This window comes from Mastigocoleus testarum BC008 (genome assembly GCF_001456025.1).
Classification (GTDB): domain Bacteria; phylum Cyanobacteriota; class Cyanobacteriia; order Cyanobacteriales; family Nostocaceae; genus Mastigocoleus; species Mastigocoleus testarum.
Genome location: NZ_LMTZ01000010.1, coordinates 1 through 24,601 on the forward strand (window position 1 = coordinate 1; position 24,601 = coordinate 24,601).

18 protein-coding genes are annotated in these 24,601 nt (G+C 37.1%); 8 read left to right on the plus strand and 10 right to left on the minus strand.

Annotation, left to right across the window (positions count from 1 at the left end; all coding sequences use genetic code 11):
• Positions 1-1,110 precede the first annotated feature (1,110 nt).
• Positions 1,111-1,716, plus strand: coding sequence for a hypothetical protein (locus tag BC008_RS02880; RefSeq protein WP_027847027.1), 606 nt, complete (start codon positions 1,111-1,113; stop codon positions 1,714-1,716).
• A 345-nt stretch (positions 1,717-2,061) separates the two neighbouring features.
• Here the strand turns inward: BC008_RS02880 and BC008_RS02885 are convergent, their stop codons facing one another.
• Positions 2,062-2,838 carry a lipoate--protein ligase family protein gene (locus BC008_RS02885; RefSeq protein WP_082650469.1) on the minus strand — a complete coding sequence of 259 codons (777 nt, stop codon included), beginning with the start codon at positions 2,836-2,838 and terminating at the stop codon, positions 2,062-2,064.
• A gap of 215 nt (positions 2,839-3,053) precedes the next feature.
• A complete protein-coding gene (locus tag BC008_RS02890) occupies positions 3,054-3,527 on the minus strand; it encodes a YbjN domain-containing protein (RefSeq protein WP_027846510.1) in 474 nt (157 codons plus the stop codon).
• A 246-nt stretch (positions 3,528-3,773) separates the two neighbouring features.
• On the opposite strand from BC008_RS02890, the gene BC008_RS02895 reads away from it, so the two are divergent.
• Both BC008_RS02895 and BC008_RS02900 read left to right on the plus strand, forming a co-directional pair.
• Entirely contained in the window at positions 3,774-5,033 is a 1,260-nt protein-coding gene (locus tag BC008_RS02895; protein WP_027846509.1) for an RNA-guided endonuclease InsQ/TnpB family protein, read from the plus strand.
• 93 nt (positions 5,034-5,126) lie between these two features.
• On the plus strand, positions 5,127-6,383 hold the full coding sequence (locus tag BC008_RS02900; protein ID WP_027846508.1) for a serine/threonine-protein kinase: 1,257 nt from the start codon (positions 5,127-5,129) through the stop codon (positions 6,381-6,383).
• 70 nt (positions 6,384-6,453) lie between these two features.
• Here BC008_RS02900 and BC008_RS02905 read toward each other — a convergent pair whose 3' ends face one another.
• The 6 genes from BC008_RS02905 to BC008_RS02930 form a co-directional block, all read right to left on the minus strand.
• Positions 6,454-6,975: a hypothetical protein gene (locus tag BC008_RS02905; RefSeq protein WP_036268531.1), complete on the minus strand. Its 522-nt coding sequence runs from the start codon at positions 6,973-6,975 to the stop codon at positions 6,454-6,456.
• Between the two features lie 279 nt (positions 6,976-7,254).
• Positions 7,255-8,541 carry a flotillin family protein gene (locus tag BC008_RS02910; protein WP_027842499.1) on the minus strand — a complete coding sequence of 429 codons (1,287 nt, stop codon included), beginning with the start codon at positions 8,539-8,541 and terminating at the stop codon, positions 7,255-7,257.
• Between the two features lie 90 nt (positions 8,542-8,631).
• Positions 8,632-9,993 (minus strand): flotillin family protein, encoded by a 1,362-nt coding sequence (locus BC008_RS02915; protein ID WP_235595782.1) that lies wholly within the window; start codon positions 9,991-9,993, stop codon positions 8,632-8,634.
• 227 nt (positions 9,994-10,220) lie between these two features.
• Positions 10,221-10,556 carry an SH3 domain-containing protein gene (locus BC008_RS02920; RefSeq protein WP_027842497.1) on the minus strand — a complete coding sequence of 112 codons (336 nt, stop codon included), beginning with the start codon at positions 10,554-10,556 and terminating at the stop codon, positions 10,221-10,223.
• Between the two features lie 520 nt (positions 10,557-11,076).
• Complete coding sequence (locus BC008_RS02925; protein ID WP_153009511.1) at positions 11,077-11,628, minus strand: hypothetical protein; 552 nt, start codon at positions 11,626-11,628, stop codon at positions 11,077-11,079.
• Between the two features lie 293 nt (positions 11,629-11,921).
• Complete coding sequence (locus tag BC008_RS02930; RefSeq protein ID WP_058183086.1) at positions 11,922-12,707, minus strand: hypothetical protein; 786 nt, start codon at positions 12,705-12,707, stop codon at positions 11,922-11,924.
• A gap of 226 nt (positions 12,708-12,933) precedes the next feature.
• Between BC008_RS02930 and bchH the strand changes: the two genes are divergently transcribed.
• From bchH to BC008_RS02945, 3 genes are all read left to right on the plus strand, one after another.
• Complete coding sequence (bchH, locus tag BC008_RS02935; RefSeq protein ID WP_027842495.1) at positions 12,934-16,746, plus strand: magnesium chelatase subunit H; 3,813 nt, start codon at positions 12,934-12,936, stop codon at positions 16,744-16,746.
• Positions 16,747-17,324: 578 nt separating this feature from the next.
• Positions 17,325-17,771: a hypothetical protein gene (locus BC008_RS02940; protein ID WP_027842494.1), complete on the plus strand. Its 447-nt coding sequence runs from the start codon at positions 17,325-17,327 to the stop codon at positions 17,769-17,771.
• Positions 17,768-20,443, plus strand: a complete 2,676-nt coding sequence (locus tag BC008_RS02945; RefSeq protein ID WP_027842493.1) for a tyrosine-protein kinase family protein — start codon at positions 17,768-17,770, stop codon at positions 20,441-20,443. The genes BC008_RS02940 and BC008_RS02945 overlap by 4 nt, the downstream gene beginning before the upstream one ends.
• A 15-nt stretch (positions 20,444-20,458) precedes the next feature.
• Here BC008_RS02945 and BC008_RS02950 read toward each other — a convergent pair whose 3' ends face one another.
• Positions 20,459-20,860, minus strand: a complete 402-nt coding sequence (locus tag BC008_RS02950) for a hypothetical protein (protein WP_027842492.1) — start codon at positions 20,858-20,860, stop codon at positions 20,459-20,461.
• An 887-nt stretch (positions 20,861-21,747) separates the two neighbouring features.
• Complete coding sequence (locus BC008_RS02960) at positions 21,748-22,998, minus strand: tRNA nucleotidyltransferase/poly(A) polymerase family protein (protein WP_027842491.1); 1,251 nt, start codon at positions 22,996-22,998, stop codon at positions 21,748-21,750.
• Positions 22,999-23,082: 84 nt separating this feature from the next.
• Here BC008_RS02960 and BC008_RS02965 point away from each other — a divergent pair, with 84 nt between their 5' ends.
• A complete protein-coding gene (locus tag BC008_RS02965; protein ID WP_058183083.1) occupies positions 23,083-23,331 on the plus strand; it encodes a Ycf34 family protein in 249 nt (82 codons plus the stop codon).
• A gap of 370 nt (positions 23,332-23,701) precedes the next feature.
• Positions 23,702-24,376, plus strand: coding sequence for a tRNA (adenosine(37)-N6)-threonylcarbamoyltransferase complex dimerization subunit type 1 TsaB (gene tsaB, locus BC008_RS02970; protein WP_027842490.1), 675 nt, complete (start codon positions 23,702-23,704; stop codon positions 24,374-24,376).
• The last annotated feature ends 225 nt before the right edge of the window (positions 24,377-24,601 follow it).

Genomic DNA, 24,601 nt, shown 5'->3' on the forward strand with positions numbered 1-24,601 from the left:
ATTCTACGACACATGCTCTACTTTTGTTCCTTCTTCTTTTTTCTTCTTACCCCGACTTACTGAGCGGATACTATTAATTCTCAAAATATTAATTTTTAAGATATTTAATTTCTTTAAATCTAATTTTATGGAGCAAAACAGTTTTTCGAGCTAAAAAATAAATCATTTCATCTAATAATCCAACAACAAAACATTCTATCTTTATATATGAATCTAGAAGGATTTTTACACGAGGTGTACTTGTGTGATGAATATTTTTATTTTATGTATGTATTCTACATGTGTATCAGCTGCATCTCATAAGTATGGGTACTCGTATTAACAGTAGAAAAAAAGCAGAAAAAAAGCAGAAAAAAAGCAGAAAAAAGCAGAAGAATACATTTTTTGCGATCGCACATATTTTGTTGATTTATTGACTTGTTTCACACCTAAAGAGAAAAGTTGAACTTGTAATAAACTTTTGTAATAGCGAGTACGGACAGAATATAAGTTTAATCTATTTAATCTTGAAAGCAGCAAAATAAAAATTAGTTTGCTATTAAGTATATAATTTAACTTTTGCTTTTTTCGAATTACAGAGAGTAAAGCATAATATTTGGTGAAAAGCATATTACATGTATAAAGAAAACCGAACTAGCAAAATAAGCTGAAACCTTTGTGGAGCTTTGTTCAGTAAATATTTCTAGTCCACGATAATATAATTTTTTGAGATAGTATTTTTACTTAAAGGAAAATTAGTAATAATACCGATGGTAAAAATACTGTAGCTATTATATAAGTAAAGAATACTTAAATCTGCAAGAAAAGTGATTCGACAATCGAATTACCATCATCAGTTTTGATCTATAAACATGTGCTAATACTAGGCAAATGAAGGTGATTGCAACCTTTATTCTTTTGTGCATTGCATTATCCATAAAGGTGTTAATTGTATTTGCCAACGTTTGAGACTTAATAGTTAAGCGCCTGTAAAACAAAATATAAAACTCTCACGTTTTAGTTAAAAACTGAATATTTTGAGTGCAGAATAACTTGGTGTTATTAGTAATCCAAGTTGGGTATTTTTTGGCTTTAAACTTATAAAATCAACTGAATATTTGGAGAATAAAAATGGAAAACGAAATGCGTCTTCTGTACTTGGGTTGGAGCGAAGAAAGAAAAGACACCAAAACTCAGGTAGGTAAAAATTTTGAATCTACCTATACCTATGGACCTTGGTTGCTAGGAATGATTTGGTCACAACCAGAAGAGGGTATGATTCCTCTCTATGAATGTTGGAGTAACGAAAGAAAAGATAGTAGGCTTTCTACAAAACCAAGTAGCTGTGAAGCTATTTATAACCAAGAACCTCGCCTCCAAGGATACATATATAAAGACAAAACAGATTCCAATATGATTCCTTTGTATCAGTGTTGGAGCGATAGTAGAAAGGATACTAGAACTTACACAGATCCAAGTGCTCATGAGGCTGTATATAATCATGGACCAGAAATTCTCGGGTATATCAGACCTGTAGAAACACTAAAAATGGTTGACTTTGACAACGATTCAAAGTTAATTGCTCTGGAAAATCAGTCTCTCAAAGCGATCGCACAAATGGTTGAAGAGATTCGAGAGCGCGATCGGGTCCAAGCAACTAAATCTAAATTGGTTTATCGACAAAGATTGAATAATATTTCCAGCAGTTCGCCAGTTCATCTTTATATTGGTAGATAAGTAGATATCACATTTTTTAATGTTTAATATCTTTGAGAATGGATAATCGGTTACAGATAATAGGTTAATTATTTATCATTTATATATGGTAATAAAAACCTCAAAATCTAGTTTCCATTATCCTTCTCTCTTGAGAGTAAATTAATTGTAATTAATCCAATATTATTAAATGAGTTAACGAAGAGATTAATTACCAATTACCAATTACCAATTACCAATTACCAATTACCAATTACCAATTACCAATTACCAATTACCAATTANCCAATTACCAATTACCAATTAACAATTACCAATTACCAATTACCAATTAACAATTACCAATTACCAATTACCAATTAACAATTACCAATTACCAAATTTAGCAATATTTTGCCACTCCAACTCAGAAAGTGGATTTATTTCAAATTTTATTCCAAAACAGTCAATAGCCGAATCAACTAAAGTATTAACTATCTTTTCAAGGTTAACTTTTTTGAAGTTAAATTCTTGAGAGCTAAATTCTTGAGAGTTAAATTTTTCAGAACTCAGTTCTTCTAGACGGTTATTTGCTGTTTCTAAACCATAACTTTCTAAAATATCTGGAAGCTTCACTAAAGTAAATGGCTCTGCATCAAAAACTTGAGCAAATAATTCTGGATCTGGTTTTAAACGTATAGAACCATGTTGCAGAATCACATTACCTTTTCGTAACTGAGCGCTACCAATGAATTTTGTGCGATCGGGTAAAATTAAATCTGCACTTGTTGCTGTTCCAAAACAGTTGGGATTATGGATGTAACCCCGTCCAGCAGTACCATAATGCAGATCTAAACCTAATTTTTGCCAACCTTGAATCAAAAATGTGCAGATTTTTTTGTATGCTTCAATGCGACTACCTGGAACATCGGATGTGACAACAGCGTAAGTTAGATCGCCTTGATGTAAAACTGCTCTTCCACCGGTAGGACGTCGTACCAAATCTAATTTTTGACCTTTCCAAGTCAGATTTTCCCAATGCAGGGGATATTTTTTTTGATGGTAACCTAAGGAAATAGTTGGTGATGACCAAATATAAAACCTCAGAGTTGGTGGATGGTTCCCCAATAAATGTTGTTCTAACAACCAGCGATCTATAGCCATCTGGACTTCTCCAGAAGCTTCTAATAAAGGAATTAGTCGCCAAGTTTGGTTATTGTTCAAGGTTTAGATTTGGAAGTTGGGTTTCAAGTTTGGATTCAAGGTTTGAGGGATGTGAGGAGAAGTTGAGGAAACTAAATCTTGGGTCAAATAAATATTATTAGTTAACCCCCGCATAAATGACGGGAGATTATAACAAAATTTAGATGATACCAAGCTTAAGCCATACCAAATTCAGCTTCTAGTGGTTCATCGCTATCATCAGCAATGGTTGCGACAATAGTAATAAGACGAGAAACTTCTCCAGGAGATAATTCAGCTAGAGTCCGGGTGGAGATTACCACAACTTGGTTTTCAATAATCCCAAAACGCGCTTCAAAAGTGCTAGTACAGTTCATTTCCAATAACTGTCGCATCATTTTTGGTTCATCTTTTGCAGGTAACTTGAGTACTGAAGACCAAACTGTTATTGTATCTTCATCGCTGGATCCTGTCAGTTGGACAAACACTTCAACTGTGCCATACTTAAATTTCCACAAGTAAGCACCTTCTTGTGGATGACTGACCATCGCGCTGTTGTCTTCATCTAGAGTAGAAATAACATTTTCAATTACTTCTACATGATTTATGCTACTAGTATTGAAAAATACTTCATTAATACTGTCATCATTTATAGCTGATTCAGCACCCATGTTTTCAAGATCTACTTGGTTAGCCATACAGATTTACCCTCAAAATTATGATAATTCCACACCTAATTTATAGCTTGAGAATCAAGAACGTGGAGTAGGTTTGATAGTTTATGAGGATTATGGAAAAAACCCCGGCACTTTAGTCCGGGGATGAATACTAATAGCAGAATTTATTCTGCCTTAATTGTGATTTGTCAATTTAGCTAAATGGATTAGCATAAATAGAGTAGTTGTAGTGTGGGGTCGATGAGGATATTTGAGTTCAAACTAAAAGGAAAAGAAAAGCAGTTTTGCCGTGTTGACAATGCTATTCGTACCAGTCAATTTGTGCGTAACAAATGTTTACGGTACTGGATAGACAATAAGGATAAAAAAGTCAATAAATATGCATTGAATAAATATTGTGTGGTGTTGGCTGCTAAATTTCCTTTCGCGGACGAACTCAACTCAATGGCTCGTCAATCTGCTGCTGAGCGTGCTTGGAGTGCAATTAGCCGGTTTTACGATAATTGTAAGAAGAAGATTAAGGGTAAGAAAGGATTTCCTAAGTTTAAGAAACATTCACGCTCGGTTGAGTATAAAACCAGTGGTTGGAAGCTTTCTGACAATAGGAAGTATTTAACTATCACTGACAACAAAGGTATTGGGACCTTTAAACTTGTTGGAACTCATGACTTGCATTTCTACAATATAAAGCAAATTAAACGAGTTCGTTTAGTGCGCCGCGCTGATGGATATTACGCGCAATTTGCAATTGATGTAGATGTCAAGATTGAGACAGAACCAAACAAAAAGATGATTGGGATAGATTTAGGACTGAAATATTTCATTGCCGACAGTAATGGTAATGTAGAAGCTAGTCCTAATTTTTACCGCAAATCTGAGAAACAGTTAAATCGTGCAAACCGTAAGAAATCCAAGAAGTACAGCAAGACTAGGAAACAAGCTAAGAAACCACAATCTAACAACTACCATAAAGCTAGAAATAGGTATGCCCGAAAGCATTTAAGAGTAAGTAGGCAACGTAAAGAGTATTGCAAGAGACTGGCATACTACGTAATCCAATCTAACGATTTGGTCGCCTATGAAGACTTGAATGTCAAGGGTATGGTTCGTAACCGACATCTAGCTAAATCAATTAGTGATGCTGGCTGGTCAACTTTCCGTGATTGGGTTGAATATTTTGGTCTGAAATATGGAAAGGTGACTATTGCTGTACCTCCGCACAACACGAGTCAAGATTGCTCTAACTGTGGTGAAAAAGTAAAAAAATCTTTGTCTACAAGAACTCATGTTTGTCCTCATTGTGGATTTGTGGAAGATAGAGACGTGAATGCTGGAATCAATATATTGAAGCGAGGACTAAGTACTGTGGGGCACACAGGAACCTACGCTTGGGGAGATTTGCCCTCTTGGGATGTTGGTGTAAACCTGCATTCTAACGGCGAGTCCGTGAACCAAGAATCCCCTGACTTATTGGATAAACCAAGCATCAGCACGGTTTAGATAGTCAGGGGAGTGTCAAAAGATTCATACAAGATTAAATAATAATTGTTCAAGAGCAAGGCAAAATAGAAGCAGGTATATTATTGTCTTCACATGAGCTACTGTCTCAACCCAAATTGTCCCCAACCGCAAAACACTTCCAATGAGAAGTTTTGTTTGCATTGTGGTTCCAAATTGCTGCTCAAAGAACGTTATCGCGCAATTCAACCTATAGGACAAGGTGGTTTTGGCAGAACTTTTTTAGCTAGAGATGAAGATAAACCTTCAAAACCCTATTGTGTAATTAAGCAGTTATATCCTCAAGCCCAAGGAACGAGTACTTTACAAAAAGCTGCAGAATTATTTACCCAAGAGGCGATGCGACTTGATGAATTGGGAAAACATCCACAAATTCCCGAGTTATTAGCATATTTTACCCAAGGCGATCGCCAGTACTTGGTTCAAGAATTTATCAATGGACAAAATTTAACCCAAGAATTAGCACAAAATGGGGCTTTTCAAGAGCAACAAATACTAGAACTCCTACAGGATTTATTACCGGTACTAGAATATTGTCACCTCAGACAAGTAATTCACCGCGATATTAAACCTGAAAATATTATTCATAAAATCGATTCTGTAAGTTCTCCTGAATCATTCGAGGAAGGGGGAAATTTATTTCTGGTAGATTTTGGTGCTGCAAAAGTTGCAACTTATACGGCTCTGAATCGTACTGGAACAAGTATTGGTAGTCCTGAATATGTCGCTCCGGAACAAATGCGGGGGAAAGCTATTTTTGCAAGCGATATTTATAGTTTGGGTGTAACTTGCATTCATTTATTAACAGGACATTCTCCTTTTGATATATACGATGTGAATCATGGAGTTTGGGTTTGGCAAAAATACATCAAAAACCCTGTTAGTAAAAAGCTAGTCCAGATTTTGGATAAAATGCTTGCTCATATTCCTGCTCATCGATATCAAACTGTAGAAGAAGTTCAAGGGGATTTAAATTTAATATCCAAACCAATATCTAAACCAATATCTAAAGCAGTTTCGAAATCTGTAAGAAAGAAAAAATCTGTTAATCCATCTCCACCTGTACCCCCACCTGCAGTTCAAATACCTTCTAATCAAAAATCTCAGAGTCAAATAGATCGGGAATTAGAAGAAATGAAAACTATATTTCTGGGTGGTAAACCAAAAAATAATTCTTCCAATCAATCTAATCCAAAACCCAATCCAAAATCCAGTTCAAAATCCAGTTCAAAACCTAATTCACAATCTAAATCTTCATCTCGCAGTAAAGATAAAATTGATACAGAGCTAGATGAATTGAAAGCTAAATACCTTGGTAATAATGAGTTTTAGAGCGGTCAAAACCAACAATCGTACATTTTGATTTCTCAGAACTTGCACCACTTAAATGATATTTGAGTCTTTAGATGCACAATTTCTTAGACCAATCCTGCTGTCCTCTACCTTGATGACACTTATATTGAGAACCAATCCAAACCATTTTCCACGATTTACCGTCACTTCCGGATGCTTCAAAGTCGACACGAGTGCGGATTCCATGCACAGAATCATCTAGAAGACCAGTCTCAGTCACAAGTACGGTTACAAAATTTGGTGCAACTTTATTCACAATTACATCTCGCTGAAAATTTCCTTCTTGAGGTTTTTCATCTGGTGGAGGAAAAGCTGCAGTTGCAATTGCTTTGGGGTCACTTTCTTTTAAAGATAAGGCTTTAGGAAGTTTATTGAGTTTAATTATATTGTAATTTTCCCGTTCTTTTGTAGCTTGAGCGATACCAACTGTGGACGAACCTTCTTGAATATCTGTTACAGGAGATGTAATGGGTGGAACTGACAAGTCATCTGCTAATTTTTTGGGTTCTGACGAACAAGCCACTAAAGATAATGTACTAAATAGCACAATCATTAAGATGTATTTATTCATTTATTAAAACCATCTACGTGAATTACCAGCCAACATTTAATACCAGTTCGATAAATCATTGCAACAGATTCTCCGGTAAAGACGCCACAGGCTCTGCAACGTCTCTACAAGGTGTCATGCACTCAACCGAAAACCGCTATATCTGTCTCATTATTTTTCCAAATTGGTATAAGATTTTGTTCGAACCCAAAATTAATAGAGACGTATTTGTTCACGGCTAATTGCAAGTTAATAAATTTACGTCTCTATAAAGCTTCTCTGATTCATTAATCGCAAAAACTAAGAGCCATGGTGACGTTGCTGCTCTATTTTCACTTCTGCACTTTTGAGTTTTTTCCCTTCGCTTAATTGACTAATAATTTCTGCAACATCTAAACCGGTAGTTTGTCTCAACTGCTCGATAAAAGCCGCCATCTTAGTTGCATTACTACCACCATTACCATCAATCATGGTGACATTTTCCACTGCAACTTCAGGAATACTCGATGACATCGCTTTGAGCAACACATCTAATTTTTGCAGTAAGAAAATTTCTTTGGCGCTATCGCCAGCAGCTACCCAAGACTCAGCTAAGCTCTTAATACCATCAGCCTGTGCTTTCCCATCTTCAACAATGCTAGCTGCATCACCCTTTGCTTTAGCGATCGCTCGTTCGCATTCGGCTTCAGCAGGTGCGAGCACATCTGCAATTAACTGCTGTTCTACCTGTTTAATGCGCTCGGTTTGTACCGCAACTTCTGCTTGTGTCTTCGCAATTTGCGTTCCTACAGTAGCTTCCGCTTCCGCTACTAATGCTACTCGTTTGGAAAGTGCATTTCTTACCCGTCTTTCTGCATCAGCTTTTGTAACTTCCAATTCTTTTTCTATTTTTCGTAGAGCTACTAACTTTTCGTTTTCTGAACTGCGAATTTCGGATTTTGCTTTGGCTTTTGCTTCTCCGATCCGTGCATTACGTAGCAATTCAGCTTGTTGTTTGCGTCCCAGAGAGTCGAGGTAATGGACATCATCAGAAATATTTTGGATTTGCAAACTATCCAAAGCTAAACCCAGTTTTTCTAAATCGTCTTCAGCTTCTTCTAATAAACTTTTAGCAAAAGCAATCTTATCTTCGTTTACCTGTTCTGGTGTCAAACTTGCGAGAACACCCCGGAGATTACCTTCTAAGGTTTCCTTTGCAAGTTGTTCTATTTGTTTGCGACTTTTACCTAACAGGCGTTCAATTGCATTGTGAAGAACTGGTTCTTCTCCAGCAATTTTGATGTTTGCAACCCCTTCAACTGTGAGGGGAATACCGCCTTTTGAGTAAGCATTTGCTACCTTAAGGTCAATAATCATGTTGCTCAAATCCATGCGGAAAGTCCGCTCCAACAATGGGGTTTGAATACTACTACCACCTTTAACTAGGCGATATCCGACCTGACCACCAGTAGAAGTTCTATGTTTACCACCAGCAAAAATTAATACTTCATTCGGCTGACAGATATGATAAAAGTAACGAATTATCCAGTAAGTTGCTGCCGAACCTGCGCCGAAAATACCTAGGAGTAAACTGATTATTTCTATCATTTTTATCTATTATTTGTAGTTAATGATTGACTTTTGAGAATTAAATTGGAATTGAGAATTAAATTGGAATTGAGAATTAAATGGGAATAACTAACTTTCAACAGCTTTATTGCTAGTTAGAGTTCCAATGACATCAATGCCAATAGTCTGATGAATGCTCTCTAGATACTGATTTAATATTGCTGGGTAAACTTTGACTAGACTTGCTAAGGATTTACCATCGCCGTTATCTACAACATTAATTTTATCCAGTTGGAGTCTTCCGGGAATTTCCACTGCTTCAGAAAGGATTTGTTCAATTTTTTGAATTAAAAATAACTGTGATGCATCAGTACCAGTTTCTTGCCATACCAGAGAAAGCATTTCATTAACTAGAGCAGCAGCTTTCGCATTTTCAGCAATTACAGCCGCCTCACCACGGGCTTGTAGTTCTTGTGCTTGTTGTTGTGCTTTTGCTGGAAGTACTTCATCAGCTTCCAAGCGCAAACGTTCTAACTCTGCACGTAATTGTTGTAATTTTTGCTCGAATAATGCGCGTTTTTCCTTAGCTGTGGCAATGCTAACTTCTTCTTCCGAACGTGCTTTTTGTTCTAATTTGGCTTTAAATTCCCGTAGTTCATTTTCTTTTTCCTGAACTATAATCTGATTTTGAGTTTTAGCAACTTCTGCTTCTTGTTGACATTGGGCTTCTACTTGTTCCGCTTCGCGAATAGCGTCCGATTCAGCAATCTCTGCATCTCTAACAATTGCTGCAATGCGGCTACGACTGATAGAACTGAGATAACCTACGTTATCAGAAACACTCTGGATTTTCAAAGTATCAATTTGTAAACCCAATTTCATCAAATCGCGACTAACATCTGAAGTAATACGTTCGACAAATTGTAAACGGTCTTCATTCACTTGTTCTGGAGTTAGAGCCGCAACAACCCCCCGTAGGTTACCCTCTAGGGTTTCCCTTGCTACTCGGAGAATTTTTTTGCGATCGCTCTCTAAAAATCTTTCAATCGCATTACCAACAATTGTTGGGTCGCTCGATAATTTAACGTTAGCAATAGCTTGAATATTTAATGGCGTCCCACCTTTGGAATAGGCATTCTTCACCTCCACGGGAACGGGCATAGTAGTTACGTCCATGCGTTTAACTGTTTCCACGATGGGAATACGAATCGCCCGACCGCCAGCTAAAACTCGATATCCTAATTCCTGTCCGTCTCTGGTTTTCCACTTCCGACCAGAAATAACCAGCACTTCATTGGGCTTGCAAATACACAAACAAGATTTGATAAACCACACAAATAAAACGACACCAAATATACCCAAAGCAATCGGTAAGCTGGTGATAAGTGCTCCATCAATCTGGCTTCTTTGGATATGCAAAGGATTTCTGGGTTCAACTTGTGCAACAGTTACTGTTTGAGGGTTTTGTTGTAAAAAATATTTCATTGACATGGATTTTTTATAAGTAATGAGTAAGAAGTAAAGAGTAAGGAGTAAGGAGTAAAAAGTAATTAGTGATTGATAATATCCCAATCGCCAGAGGCTATGACTATAGCTGCGCTACCTATAGCTGCGCTACCTACGGATCCGGAGCTGTCACCTGCGGATCTGCCGACGCCGTAGGCTCTATGCCGCTCACGCAGTGCTATCCCTAGTCGCCAGTCCCCAGTCCCCAATCCCTAACGACTCAAGGAATTTTCACCTACAACCCAGACTTGATTTTCGTTTGTTTCGACAATTAAGACTCTATCTCCAGCTTTAAAACCTACAGGGTCATCTGTACCAGCAGTGAAATCAAGCATGGATCCTTTGATTTTTATCCGTACTTTACCTCTACATGTTCTATCAAAAGGAATCTCTACTGTAGCAAAAAGACCAATCAAACTTTTAGTAGACACTAAACTATCGACTTTCTGGCGACGGCGTTGGACAACAATTAAAAAAACAATTACTGCACCACAGCACATACCAATAATGATTGCGATCGCTACAAATATTAATATTTGAAGGTTCATTTGTTATTCCTCAGTATTTGTTTTAACCTATATTGCTTTTTCTGGCTATCAACATCAAAAGCTTACGATGCAATCTCTTTGCTGTGTCATTCTTGATGTGTGCAGTATTACTTTCTCAATCTCCATGGAAGTCGAAAGGTTTTTATATTATTAGGTTTACAAAAGTTAAATGGACATAATCAACCTTTATGACGCATATCTAAAGTCATACTAACCCAATTAACCTGGAGTAAGGGGGGGTAAATATGCCCTGATAAAGTTTAAAGTAGTGTAAATTCCGCATAGGTGTGACAAAAATTTTGAGCCTTTCAAGCCCTAATTAAAAATTAGATCTTGTGTAAGTCTCAAATTTACAATTAGCTTCTACTAGATAACCACAATTTAGAGTTTTATATTTTCGGAAAAATACTAAATTATTTCGATGTCATTAGGAGTAGGCATAAAAATTAAGCCCTCAAAGAAGACTTTCTACGGTTGTATTTTATTATTTAGTTTTTATTAATCTTTTCTTACTTAGTTATCAAGCGGGATTTTCACGATGGAGTAAAAACCAATATAACACTCGTCCTGTTATAACGCTGTATAAAATAGCAGACGCAATCGCTAATTCTATCCAGTTCCAAGGAAAGTAGGAAAAATGAAGAAGCACTGATATTGTGATACCTATAAAGGCTGCAAGCACGCAACTTATGAGAGAAGATAAAATCCAAATGATGGCAAAATGTCGGTGAACTATCCACTTTTTTAGCAAAAACCACTGAGTTAATCCAGCTATCGCTCCACCTAACCCACTTGCAATCGCGGCTAAAATACCCACGGCGATTACATCACCAAAGTACGGAAATAAGATATTACTAGTATTTTTACCAACTACTAAAAAAGTGTAAACTCCCAAAGGTAAAGCTAAAGCATTACTTAAAATCCACATAGTGCTGATTTTAGGTAAATATTGTTTTAAAATTACCCACTGGGCGATACCAATAATTATGCCAACAAAACCATAAATTAGAATTATATATAAAATTTTATTTGATTGAAGCTGGATAAAAGTTCTATTTAATAACCAGTTCATGCCAAAACCAAAGGGTATACTGGCACAGAATCCAATTAAATTTGTAATTATCCATTGTCGGAATATTTGTTTGGATCGCTTTGATTCTGACATATAAACATTCGAAATATAAATTTATAATTTACTGTTGATAATATCAAAGAAACACTCAATATTAGCGAACAAAGAAAAATTACCGTAAGTCGAATATTTTGACCCATTCACAAAACAATATTTCATCTGACACTGGTAATGAGATTAATCTTAATTTTGTCTAATTTTATCTGAGTCCAAATCTGACTTGAAGTCTAAATTTAAATCTGAATGGAATTTGAATTTGAACTAGAATTTAAATCTATATTTGAACCTGAATCTAAGTCAGAATCTGAAACTGGTTCGGAATTTAAAATTGATGCAGCCTCGTGCAACAATTGATGCTGTTCTTTTTGAATATCTGCTAACCTGCCAGAAATTTCTTTCAATCTTTGTTGTTTTTCTAGAGAAACGACTTTTTCCCCCACGACTGGTGATATTGTCGAATTATTCAATTTATTAATATTTTGCTTGGTAGGTGAATCAGTTGGGTGCTTGTATTTAAATTTTATAAATAATAGTTTGATAAGTTTATTCAAATATAAAAAGCTTAACTTTAAACCTGCCTGAAGTAATTGTAAAGGTAGTCGGATAATAGATAAGCTTGCCGATTCGATTAATCTAACAGTAGCCTTAATTAAGCTAAAAATTAGAGCTATTGCAAATATAATGAAAATTATACTAATAATTGGATGGTTAGCACCCCAGGAAAGAATTTGTGTCAGTTTGAAAAGTGCGGGATGTTGCTCTAAAAAATTACCTAAGGAAGAGTCTATTGCTATTTGAAATGTATTTCCTAAAGAATCCTTAGCCTGCTCAGTAGTAGCAGTAAATTTATTAACAAACTTATCCGTCACTCGATCTGCTGTAGTTTGCCAAGATTCACCAATTTGTTGTGCATTCTCACTCCAAGAGTTGAATCCTTGATGCACAATTTGTTTTGCCTTCTCAACCTGCTCGGGTATTTTAACAGGTAAATTTAAATTTAAGTTTTCTGATAAATTCATTTGCGAGAAAAGCTTAACTACCTACTAATATAGAGACTTTCTCGCGATTTGGGATGTTATAGCGCTGCGGGATTTATCAGGAACAGATTAAGTTCCTAAAAGGGCTGGCGATCGCTTTTTTTAAGTTAGATTTTCTCCCCTTCCTAAACTCAGGGGAGATAAGTAACACTAAAACTATGAGCTAGCTTAAGATTTATGAAGAAGAGACTATTTTCGGTTGTGGTAAATGAAACGCATCGTCTTACTCGCAGGGTTTGAATCTTTCAATGCTGACTTGTACCGTAAAGCAGCAAAAGTGGCGATATCTCGCTGTCCGCAATTAGATATTCGGGTATTTAGCGACAGGGATATCAATACTAAACGGGCTGAGGTGGAAGCAGCACTTGATGGTGCAGATGTGTTTTTCGCCAGTTTATTATTTGACTACGACCAAGTTTTGTGGATTCGCGATCGCATTGGTAAGATTCCCATCCGTTTGGTGTTTGAGTCCGCATTGGAACTGATGAGTTGCACGAAAATTGGTGCATTTTCCATTGGTGATAAGCCGAAAGGAATGCCCAAACCAGTAAAATTTATCCTTGATAAGTTTGGTAATGGACGGGAAGAAGATAAATTAGCCGGTTATATTAGTTTTTTAAAGGTTGGTCCTAAATTATTAAAGTATGTTCCAGTCCAGAAGGTACAAGACCTGCGCAACTGGTTAATTATTTATGGTTATTGGAATGCTGGTGGTTCTGAGAATGTTGCTGCTTTGTTCTGGACACTAGCAGAAAAATATTTAGATTTGCAAGTTGGTGATATTCCCCAACCAATAGAAACTCCGAATATGGGGTTATTACATCCTGATTATCAAGGTTACTTCGAATCTCCCCGCGAGTATTTGGAGTGGTACCAAAGTAACCAATCCCCGATAGCAAGTCAAAAGTCAAAAGTCAAAATTCAAAAGCAAGAAATTACCAATTCCAAATCGCCAATTCCAAATCGCAAATCCCCAATCGCAAATCCCCAATCCCCAGTCATCGGAATCCTTCTTTACCGTAAACACGTTATTACCAAACAACCATATATTCCCCAGTTAATTCGCCGTTTTGAGGCTGCGGGTTTAATTCCTTTACCGATTTTCATTAATGGTGTAGAAGGACATGTTGCTGTGAGAGACTGGATGACAACTGAATATGAAACTCAGCAACGTCAGCAAGGTAAGGTGGAAACTCTTTCTTTATCTAAGGAAGCAGTAAAAGTCGATGGAATTGTTTCTACCATTGGTTTTCCTTTGGTGGGTGGTCCCGCAGGTTCCATGGAAGCGGGACGTCAAACCCAAATTGCTGTAAATATTCTTACTGCTAAAAATGTACCTTATATTGTTGCTGCACCGTTGTTAATTCAAGATATTCATTCCTGGACGCGTCAGGGAATTGGTGGATTGCAAAGTGTGGTTTTATATGCTTTACCGGAATTAGATGGAGCGATTGATACTGTTCCTTTGGGTGGTTTGGTGGGAGAAGATATTTATCTAGTTCCCGAACGGGTGCAAAGATTAATCGGTCGAGTCCAAAGCTGGGTAAATCTCAGACAAAAACCAGCATCTGAACGAAAAATTGCGATTATTCTCTATGGTTTTCCCCCTGGATATGGGGCTACGGGTACTGCTGCATTATTAAATGTTCCTCGCAGTCTATTAAAATTCTTACATTCATTAAAAGACCAAGGTTATGATGTTGGTGAATTACCCCAAGATCCTGAAGAATTAATTCGTTGGGTTAAGGAAGCAGATGAAAATCCGGTCAACAAAGAAGAATTTGCATCTCAAAATATATCTCAAGTTCATGCTAATGACGATAATCGCCGAGTAGGTTCTAGTGTCAACGCTCGTAGTTTAGAGCAATGGTTGGGATATTTGGGTACTTCTCGGATCGAAAAACAGTGGAAATCTTTAACTGGTACTAGTATTAAAACCTTTGATAATGAGCTACAGATTGGTGGAATTCAACTAGGAAATGTGTGGATTGGGGTACAACCACCTTTGGGAATCCAAGGGGATCCAATGCGGTTAATGTTTGAACGGGATTTAACACCCCATCCCCAATATGCAGCTTATTATAAGTGGTTGCAAAACGAGTTTTCCGCAGATGCGATCGTTCATTTTGGAATGCATGGAACGGTAGAATGGTTACCCGGTTCGCCTTTGGGTAATACTGGTTATTCTTGGTCGGATATTTTGTTGGGAGATTTACCAAATTTATACATATATGCGGCAAATAATCCTTCTGAATCAATTTTGGCAAAGCGTCGCGGTTATGGGGTATTAATTTCCCACAATGTACCGCCTTACGGTCGTGCGGGACTGTATAAAGAATTGGTAGTACTGCGGGATTTAATTTCTGAGTATCGGGAAGATCCAGAAAAGAATTATGCTCTCAAAGAAGCAATTTGCAAAAAGATTGTGGATACGGGTTTAGATGCAGATTGTCCGTTTACAGAAGCAAAGCGTTTGGGTATTCCCTTCAGTCCAGAAAATGTGCGCATGTTCAGCGATCGCGCTTTTAGGGATTATTTGGTAGATTTATACGAATATTTGCAGGTCTTGGAAAATCGCCTGTTTTCCTCTGGGTTACATGTGTTGGGTGAAGCACCGAACGAAGAAGACATGCGGTCGTATTTAGAAGCTTACTTTGGCGAAGAAGAGTTAGAAGAAGTAGAAATACAGGAAGACTCAGACAAACACGAACACAAAAAGCTAGTTCACGATCTGTTAATGCAGAGTACGGATGAATTAACAAATTTGTTACGGGGTTTGAACGGAGAATATATTCCCCCCGCACCGGGAGGAGATTTGTTACGGGATGGTCCTGGTGTGTTACCGACAGGAAGAAATATTCATGCCTTAGATCCCTATCGTATGCCTTCTCCTGGCGCTTACGAACGGGGACGGGAAATTGCAAAGAAAATTATTAGTCAGCATTTGCAACAAGAAGGAAGTTATCCAGAAACCGTAGCAGTTATGTTGTGGGGTTTGGATGCAATTAAAACTAAAGGTGAATCTTTAGGTATTCTCCTGGAATTAGTTGGTGCAGAACCGGTGAAAGAAGGTACCGGAAGAATTGTCCGTTACGAACTCAAACCTTTAGCTGAGGTAGGACATCCGCGCATTGATGTCTTAGGAAATTTATCGGGGATTTTCCGCGATAGTTTTGTGAATATTATTGAATTATTAGATGATTTGTTTCAACGTGCTGCGATCGCAGACGAACCAGAAGACCAGAATTTTATCAAAAAACATGCTTTAGCATTACAAGCGCAAGGAGTAGAAAACGTATCTGCAAGATTATTTTCCAACCCTGCGGGTGATTTTGGTTCTTTAGTAAACGACCAGGTAGTTGATGGGAATTGGGAATCAGGGGAAGAATTAGGAAATACTTGGCAAGGTCGGAATGTTTTTAGTTACGGTAGAGAAGATAAAGGACAAGCACGTCCGGAAGTTTTAACTCAGTTGCTGCAAAGTACCGATCGCATTGTCCAAGAAATTGATTCGGTTGAATACGGTTTAACTGATATTCAGGAATATTACGCTAATACTGGCGGTTTAAAGAAAGCTGCAGAAAAACAAACCGGGAAAAAAGTCACAACCAGTTTTGTGGAAAGCTTTTCTAAAGATACTACCCCCCGAGACTTAGACGATTTATTGCGAATGGAATATCGCAGCAAATTGTTAAACCCTAAATGGGCGCAAGCTATGGCGGATCAGGGTTCCGGTGGTGCTTACGAAATTTCCCAACGTATGACAGCCTTAATTGGTTGGGGTGGTACTGCTGATTTTACTGATGATTGGGTATACGACCAAGCCGCAGATACCTATGCTTTAGATGCAGAAATGGCGGAGAAATTGCGTAAAAGTAATCCTGAGGCGTTTCGTAACATTGTAGCGAGAATGCTAGAAGCCCACGGACGGGGTTTTTGGGAAGTTAGTGATGAGAAGTTGCAGAAACTGCGGGAATTGTACGATTTGAGCGATGAAGAATTGGAAGGGGTAGAAATGTGAAGAAGCCAAAAATACAAATATTGAGATAGAAATTGATAAATTTTGCGCAGCACTGAAGTGGAATCCCCAGTTGGATTTTGACCCTGAGGAGAAAGTGCAGGAATTTTAGCAGGAAGGATGGGGGAACGATTTTTAATAATCAAGACTTACGCACGGACAACGTAAATGCGGTCATTGCGACGATAGGAAGCAATCCCAAACCATTGGAAATTGGTAACGAGTGCGTAAGTCCTAATAATGACTAAATCTCTAAATTCTCACCATTAACGTTATTTTCTTCGGTCTCATCTGAGTACCTTTGGGATAGTACTTCGCAATTCAGATTTCAAATCATTTGCTGGATGCATTTATTTTAACTTGAAGTGTGATTTTCAAGTATAAAAATGACACTAAGGAATAGTCAGTGATGATAAATTGCAGAATTTGCGGGAATTGTATGATTTGAGCGATGAAGAGTTGGAAGGGGTGAGGGTTTAATAGTTCATAATAACTACAGTTGCTAATTTAAAAGGTTTTAAGATTTATGCTAGAAATTAGCAACTCACCAAAAAATTAGAATAGTTTTGAAGGAGATTTATTTGGCAGACACTTTTGATCGACGTTGTCAACTAGGTGCTTCTCGTCGTCGACTTGAAGATGCGATCGCTTTGCATGGCTGTAAGCGTTGGGCTGGTTCTATTTATCTTGGTGGTTACGCGATTGAATGCTCTCTGAAGTCCTTAATTTGTTACATGGAAGCTAAAAATAACTTTAAGGATACTCAAATATTTAAAAATGGTCTACAAGGTTCAGAATTACATAGTTTGACAAAATTATCGAGGGATTTGCCTAAATTACAACGTGCTATTGCTTTAGATCGCACCAATGTTTATCGTAATGCGTGGAATACAGTTTCATCCCTGTGGCGTAATGACGAATTACGCTATTCCGAAAAAATGGGAGATGAGATAGAAAGTCAACGCTTCATACAAGCAGTGAAAACATTACATGGATTGCTAATGAGTCAACAAGGGGAGACATCATGATTAACCAAGTTACATCGCCCCTTCATATTGAAGAACATCTAAATCGTGAGTTCAAGCGTGAAGATCCAGAAGCACAAATAAAGGTTAAACGTACATCACTGGGATGGTTAAACATTCGGATAATTACAAATTCTTTCGAGAATAAATCATTAGAAGAACGAGAACAAAAAACAGATAAGCTTCTCAAAGTCATAAATACTAATCTTGGTCAATACCCAATTGCTGGCTACGATCTACTAACTCCAAAAGAAGTTACTGATAATTCTCCAGAATATATACAATTACCTTTGTGGTCAGATATTTTAATGGCTCCAGAACCTGACCAACCAGCAATTTTAGATGAAGATAACCCGACCAAAACACCTCAAATTGTTACTTTTTACTCTTTTAAAGGAGGTGTGGGTCGTTCCACAGCTTTGGGAATGGTCGCAGGTGTTCTCGCAACTCGTAATCGTCGGGTTGTGATGGTAGATTTTGATTTAGAAGCACCTGGAATTTCAATTTTATTTGACCCCGATATCGAAAAAATCAATGAAGAACAATATGGCGTTTTAGATTACTTACATCAACGCTATCTAACACCAGATCAAAATATTCCCAAAATAGAAAGTTGTATTTCTCAAATTAAGTTACCTACTCGTGGCGAACTTTTTTTAGTTCCCGTTGGAGAATATGATGAAAATTACATACATCGTTTAGCCGATCTTGACCGACAAACTTTAGAAAATTTTTATAAGGGTGCAAATAATCCAATCGAACAGCTGATGGAAGATATAAAAACTTCCTTAAATCCAGATGTAATTTTGATTGATGCACGTCCTGGCTTCAGTGATATAAGTGCGATCGCGCTCTTCGATTTAGCAGATACTGCAATCATTTGCTTTTCACCCACCGATCAAAGCTTTGAAGGACTACGTTGGGTTGTGCAAGGTATTCGAAAACAAAACCAATATCAGGCTAAACCCGATATTCGCTTTCTACTTACACCTATGCCTGCAGTAGCATCACAGCAATACCAAGCTTGGATAACAAAAGTTGAAGATTGGATTGCAGATAATTGGGGTTTACCTGATGAAATAACTATCAAAGAGCTTTATTATGAAATTCCATATAATCTTAATATTACAACTTTGTCTAGTCTGGTAAATCTACCAAACAGTTTACTTACCAACTATTTGCCAATCGCTGATGCTATTGAGGCTAGTTTGGCAGATGTTAAGACTGAATTAGCGACTAATACAAATATTTTTAACCGTACAAATATTTTAAATGAATTACGCTTTGATGCAGCAACGGCACAAGAATTAGAAGCTGAGAATATACCGAATATATTTCAACGTACAGAAGATTTTCCTAAATTTTTAAGTAATAAAAACTGGCTAATTCGAGGTGCGAAAGGAACAGGTAAAAGCTTATTGTTCAGATTATTTGTAGAGCAACCAGATAAAGCAAAAGAACAGGCTCATTATGAAGTAAATTTAAGTAACGTTGATTTTATCGCCGCTCACGGTCAACCCAGATTAGGAGGACCGATCCTAGAAAGTAGCGATCTAGCTAGTTACGAGCAACAAGTGGGTGAAGACAACTGGTCTATATTCTGGATAAATTACGCACTTTTGCAATTATGCCACCGTTTGCCTGAGTTACGTTCGCTTAATAGTTTAGATCGAGAGTTACTTACACTGAGTGCTCAAGACGATCCTCAACACTCTGTGATCGTATCTTGGTTGGTTGAACGCGCCCAATCTCCGCAAGCAGCTTCCCAAGCAGCTGATGAACTGCGTTTAATTGATCGCTGGTTACGAGATAATAAAAAAGTTGTGTGGCTGCTTTACGATGAACTAGATGCTGGCTTTGGTTCGACAAATAAAGATTATATTAGAAGAAGAAAAGCCCTCGAAGCATTATTAGCATGGTGTTTAGAAAGCGGGACAAGCCTAAAATCAATAGTTCCTAAAATATTTTTGCGTGAAGATATTTGGAATCAGCTCAACTTCACTAACAAAGGGCACTATACTGGGCGTTCGCTTCAATTACGCTGGGATGAAACTGACCTCTGGAGAGTAGTACTACGTCAAGCTCTCAAGAGTTCTAACACTTTAAGTGAATTTTTAGAACAAAAATTTGGGGTAACCGTGGCTCGACTTAATGCAATTAATTTAGAGCAACTACGTACCAGCTTATATACTTTATGGGGTGAGCGGATGGGTCGCACAAAAAAGGCTTACACCTATAACTGGGTTCGCACTCGTATCGCTGATGGACAAAAAAACTGCTTCCCTAGAAGTTTAATCCTACTATTACAAGAAGCAGTTAAACGTGAAAAGGATTTCTCCACAGAATATAGTTCTGAGATCGTCTTACGTCCAAAAGCTTTAATTGATGCTTTTCCCTATGTTTCTCAGCAACGAGTAGATGAGGTACGTAACGAATATCCTGAACTGGTTGAATATCTCAATAAATTACAGAGTGAACGTTCTCCTATCGATGAAAATCGCTTGACTGAAATATGGGGTATTAAAGATGGAGAATTAGCCCTTCGTATTAAAGATATGGTTGACGCTGGAATTTTTACAGAACGTTCGCGTCCAAACGATTCTCCTCCTCGTATTTACGCTATTGCTGAACTTTACTTGTATGGATTAAGTATGATCCGTAAAGGACAGAGATAGCAAGGTTCCTTGTTTTCAACTTACTCCCTTGCATTCCTTCTTTAATAAAGGCTTAATTTCCCCCGCAACTTTGGCAGATACTTTTTCTTTATTAATAGGAATATTAAAAGGATTATTTACAAAGAAAGAATGATTTGAGATGTCAGTTTGGATCCGGTCGGGAATATCTTCTTGGGAAATATTTCCTTGATTGACATCTTTAATTGTCTTAATTAATTCTGGCTCAGCAATTCTAATAATAATAGGTTTGGCAATATTAGCTCCCCGAGAACCAAAGTCAGTTTCTTTCAGCTTTTGTTTGATCGCATTTCGACAAACCTGCTCGGAAGATGCAGCCACAGCATATTTTGGCAAACTCCCCCCAATCGCCACGCCAAATATGACTATTGAAATAGCAATATGGTTAAATACCTTCATATGGTTAAACTACAATTATATAAACTATGTTCTACCTATATTATGAGTAGAAATAATTAAAAGCCAGTAGTTTAAATTTGCACGCTAACTCCAATCGTTGGAATTCTGAGGGGTAGCTAGGATTTATCAACTTAGAAACTACCAGGTAAGGTAATTGACTAATACCTTATAAAAACAAAACATTATTGCTAACAACATAATGACTTGATACCCAAGAAAAGGAGAAAGTAGCAAACCCCAAAAAGCTGCGATTAAAAATAGAAGTCTTTTATCTTTTTTATATGTTTCTCTATTTTTAATAATGAACTCTGAAATCTCTTTTTTTCTCAGTTGATATCGGGATTGTTTATCCATAAAAACATCTAAAATAATTTACAAAGGAAATTACTTTATCTACAAAAATCAAGGCAAAAATCAGAATTAGTTTTGTGAAAAATAGAATACTAAGGTTTACTAGATTTATTAAAATAAAGTTTTTGACCCTTAAGCTTTTTAATGAAAATAATATATCAAATCAAAAATTTAAAGTTTGTAATTTGAATTTACTATAACTAAAAGTAAATATAAAGCGGTATTCTTACTGAAAAAAATAACATTTAAAAATACTACTTCAAGTGCAATTAATTACACAAACAGTTCACTAGTTAGTATAATTAACAACTACTATTTGAAGCAAATAACCTTGTGAATGAATGATTGTTTTGCAATTTCAACACTTCCAATACCTTCGTTCACACAAAATTAATCTTTTTCTGGAAATAATCTCGCATTTGCACAGAAATTCTTCAATGTTGTTCTTTGCTGTTAGTTAACAGAGAGTTCCTAAAAATATTGCGATAAAATATTGCGATCGCGTGGGAAAATCCACTGTAAACGACCCAATCAAATTAATTCCAATCTTCTATTAGCTGACGGGCAAACTCTATAGCTTCATGGGGCGTAGATACTTTGCCTTCAGCTTGTGCCACTTTGATTTCTGTCAACAATTCCCCTACTAGTGGCGAAGAAGGTATATTTAGATATAATATAATATCCTTACCACTCACTAACTGAGTGGAATGACTAACCAGATCATCAGGGTCAAGGTAGCGAGCGATCAAGGGTGCGATCGCCTCTACCCTATTATTATCTGCCATAAATAAAATTGTTGTAGTTGGGAATACATCTCCCGCTGTTTGGAAGAAAAAAAACTGTTCTCTTAAGGACATCTCACCTGAATTCAAGGTTTTTAAGGATTTCAGAGCAGTGGTAACAGCTTTAATTTCTGCACGGCTATAAGTTAAGTTTTGTAACTCAATTTCTGCTACTTCTGGATCTGGGCTTGCGAGCATCGCAAGTTTAGCAATACCCAGCCAAGTGGTTTTGACGGTATCCCGAATATATTCTGGAAATTTCTTCCCTAACTCCATCCAACTTTGAGCGAGTAAGGAAGCAGCTCGATCCACCTCCATCAATTTAGCTACGCGCTCGGGAGTAGCACTTTTAAAAAATGGTGATAGTAAATTATCTTCCCAAGCTTTTTTTAACCAAGGAGTTCCTTCAGGTTTTGTTAACATGTAACTAATTTCTACCCTTACTCTCTCCGCAGCTAATGAAGTAACATGTGAAGCTAAGGAACAGATAGCGGCTTGAGTTTTGGCTTCAATGCTAAAACCCAATTGAGATGCTTGACGATATCCCCGTAATAATCGCAAGGGATCATCTTGTAAATTTGCAGGTGATACCATCCTCAGAATACCTGCTTTAATATCCTCTTCACCTTTGAGTGGATCGATTATTTTTTGCCTATATGGGTCATAGGCGATCGCATTAATTGTAAAGTCGCGTCGGTGCAAATCAACTTCCAGAGTATCTCCTTCTTGTCGAGCAAAATCTGCTGTTGCGTTGGGAAAAACTACGCGAGCAATTTCTCTTTCTGCATCAAGTAAAACAAACCCAGCTTGATAATGCTTAGCAATGTTACGCGCTACACCCACAGCATCGCCAGGTAATACAAAATCTAAATCTAGATATTCTCGTTTTCGACCTAAAAGCCCATCCCGCACTGCACCGCCAACAATGTAAGCTGGCTTTGGTAAAAGTTCTAAGTCAAAGGGACAATTTCCCGGACAGACGAGAGAATTAAGGAAGTTTGACATTGTAATAAAAATAAACCTTCCGGCTAGTAATAAAGCCAGTTATTAAGCTAGATTAACAATAAAGGTATTGGAGTTGATTTCCCTATGTGTATTTGTGTCAACTGCCACTATGTAGATCGCTGTGTCACTTACAATGCAGTAGAAACCCAGCATCAGCAACCTCATTTAACTGAGGAGCCTGATTTTGAACCTAATGAACCATCCATCAATGTAAATATTCGTCCCCGTGAAGACATAATTGAAATGGAATGGGATGTGGTTGGCTGTCTTAGCTTTAAGAAAGATGCTGGAAAATGGTCTAGGTTACGTCCTGGTGAAGCAATACCAACTTAATTACAAATTTTTATAATGCTGCTTTAGAGAATGCTAAAAGTACCTTAGATTCGATCGCAAGTACCCAAAATTCCATAGCTCGTTTAATCTAAATTTAATCCACCTTCTCAAAGAAAAACGTTAACGCCATAAGATTATTGGGTAATTTTTTGCTTTCTTTTTTTCTGTTTCCTAATTTGCGGTCTCTAAGTTTATCGGTAGTAAAATTAATTGTTTCTTAATTTTTGCTGGCTTCGTTTGGGCTCTTTTGCTGAAACAAACCTAAAACTAATACTTTTCCAAAAGTTCTCCAGATGTTGCCGATTGTCAAACTCACATGGTTAAATTAACCGGTAAAATAATTTAATTCTAATTAATCTCTAGTTGACCTTTGAGCAGAAAACAAGAGCATCTTCAATCTAAAAAGTATGTTTTAGCCTTACATACTACAACTCCGGAATTAGGTTTAGCAATTAGTAACTTTGACGGAGGGGATAAGCGTTCTAAGGTTTGGAATCTAGAACGAGAGTTATCCAGCCAGATGCACCAATGCCTGATCGAATTTATTAAACCACAACAATGGCAAGATTTAGCTTTTATTGCTGTCGCCAAAGGTCCGGGGGGTTACACAGGAACGAGAATTGGGATGGTGACTGCTAGAACTTTAGGACAACAATTAGACATCCCTGTATTTGGTATCTCCACATTAGCTGCGTTTGCTTGGCATTATCTTACCAATCTCGAGCTTAATAAGGGCAAAGGTGAAAAAACGTTAGCAGTACAAATGCCAGCACAAAGAGGTAAATTATTCACAGCTATTTATCAAACTACACCAAATATTTCCCCATTTAAAGTTTTATTACCAGATACAGTATTAACTCCTGAAAGTTGGCAAGAAAAATTGTCGAAACTTAATCTGAACTATCAACTGCTTGAAGCTAATTCTGAGTTAGCAAAAACAGTCACTAGTATTTTAGATTTAGCTTATATTGACTGGTGCAAGGATAAATTTCCTCTATGGTCGGAAGCACTACCATTTTATGGTCAGCATCCAGTAGATATTTAGTTTGAATATTTTTCTATTTCTCCAGACAGAGTGTTCGCTCTCATTACACCTATAATTCGAAGAAAATAATTCTTTAGTGCGAACGATTTATTCGATAAAAATAGTTAAGCCAAACAGAAAATATCTTTAATAAAATATTTTATTCTCAGCCTGAAATTAAACATCTCATAAAAATTGTTTTTTTTAGGTTGCTTTTTTTTCTAAAAAAAATTAATCTTTGCAATT

Bases quoted from the DNA above. Each gene is read 5' to 3' on its own strand.
- BC008_RS02880 (WP_027847027.1), top strand. From the start codon at position 1,111: ATGGAAAACGAAATGCGTCTTCTGTACTTGGGTTGGAGCGAAGAAAGA.
- BC008_RS02885 (WP_082650469.1), bottom strand. From the start codon at position 2,838: ATGGCTATAGATCGCTGGTTGTTAGAACAACATTTATTGGGGAACCAT.
- BC008_RS02890 (WP_027846510.1), bottom strand. From the start codon at position 3,527: ATGGGTGCTGAATCAGCTATAAATGATGACAGTATTAATGAAGTATTT.
- BC008_RS02895 (WP_027846509.1), top strand. From the start codon at position 3,774: ATGAGGATATTTGAGTTCAAACTAAAAGGAAAAGAAAAGCAGTTTTGC.
- BC008_RS02900 (WP_027846508.1), top strand. From the start codon at position 5,127: ATGAGCTACTGTCTCAACCCAAATTGTCCCCAACCGCAAAACACTTCC.
- BC008_RS02905 (WP_036268531.1), bottom strand. From the start codon at position 6,975: ATGAATAAATACATCTTAATGATTGTGCTATTTAGTACATTATCTTTA.
- BC008_RS02910 (WP_027842499.1), bottom strand. From the start codon at position 8,541: ATGATAGAAATAATCAGTTTACTCCTAGGTATTTTCGGCGCAGGTTCG.
- BC008_RS02915 (WP_235595782.1), bottom strand. From the start codon at position 9,993: ATGTCAATGAAATATTTTTTACAACAAAACCCTCAAACAGTAACTGTT.
- BC008_RS02920 (WP_027842497.1), bottom strand. From the start codon at position 10,556: ATGAACCTTCAAATATTAATATTTGTAGCGATCGCAATCATTATTGGT.
- BC008_RS02925 (WP_153009511.1), bottom strand. From the start codon at position 11,628: ATGAACTGGTTATTAAATAGAACTTTTATCCAGCTTCAATCAAATAAA.
- BC008_RS02930 (WP_058183086.1), bottom strand. From the start codon at position 12,707: ATGAATTTATCAGAAAACTTAAATTTAAATTTACCTGTTAAAATACCC.
- bchH (WP_027842495.1), top strand. From the start codon at position 12,934: ATGAAACGCATCGTCTTACTCGCAGGGTTTGAATCTTTCAATGCTGAC.
- BC008_RS02945 (WP_027842493.1), top strand. From the start codon at position 17,768: ATGATTAACCAAGTTACATCGCCCCTTCATATTGAAGAACATCTAAAT.
- BC008_RS02950 (WP_027842492.1), bottom strand. From the start codon at position 20,860: ATGAAGGTATTTAACCATATTGCTATTTCAATAGTCATATTTGGCGTG.
- BC008_RS02960 (WP_027842491.1), bottom strand. From the start codon at position 22,998: ATGTCAAACTTCCTTAATTCTCTCGTCTGTCCGGGAAATTGTCCCTTT.
- BC008_RS02965 (WP_058183083.1), top strand. From the start codon at position 23,083: ATGTGTATTTGTGTCAACTGCCACTATGTAGATCGCTGTGTCACTTAC.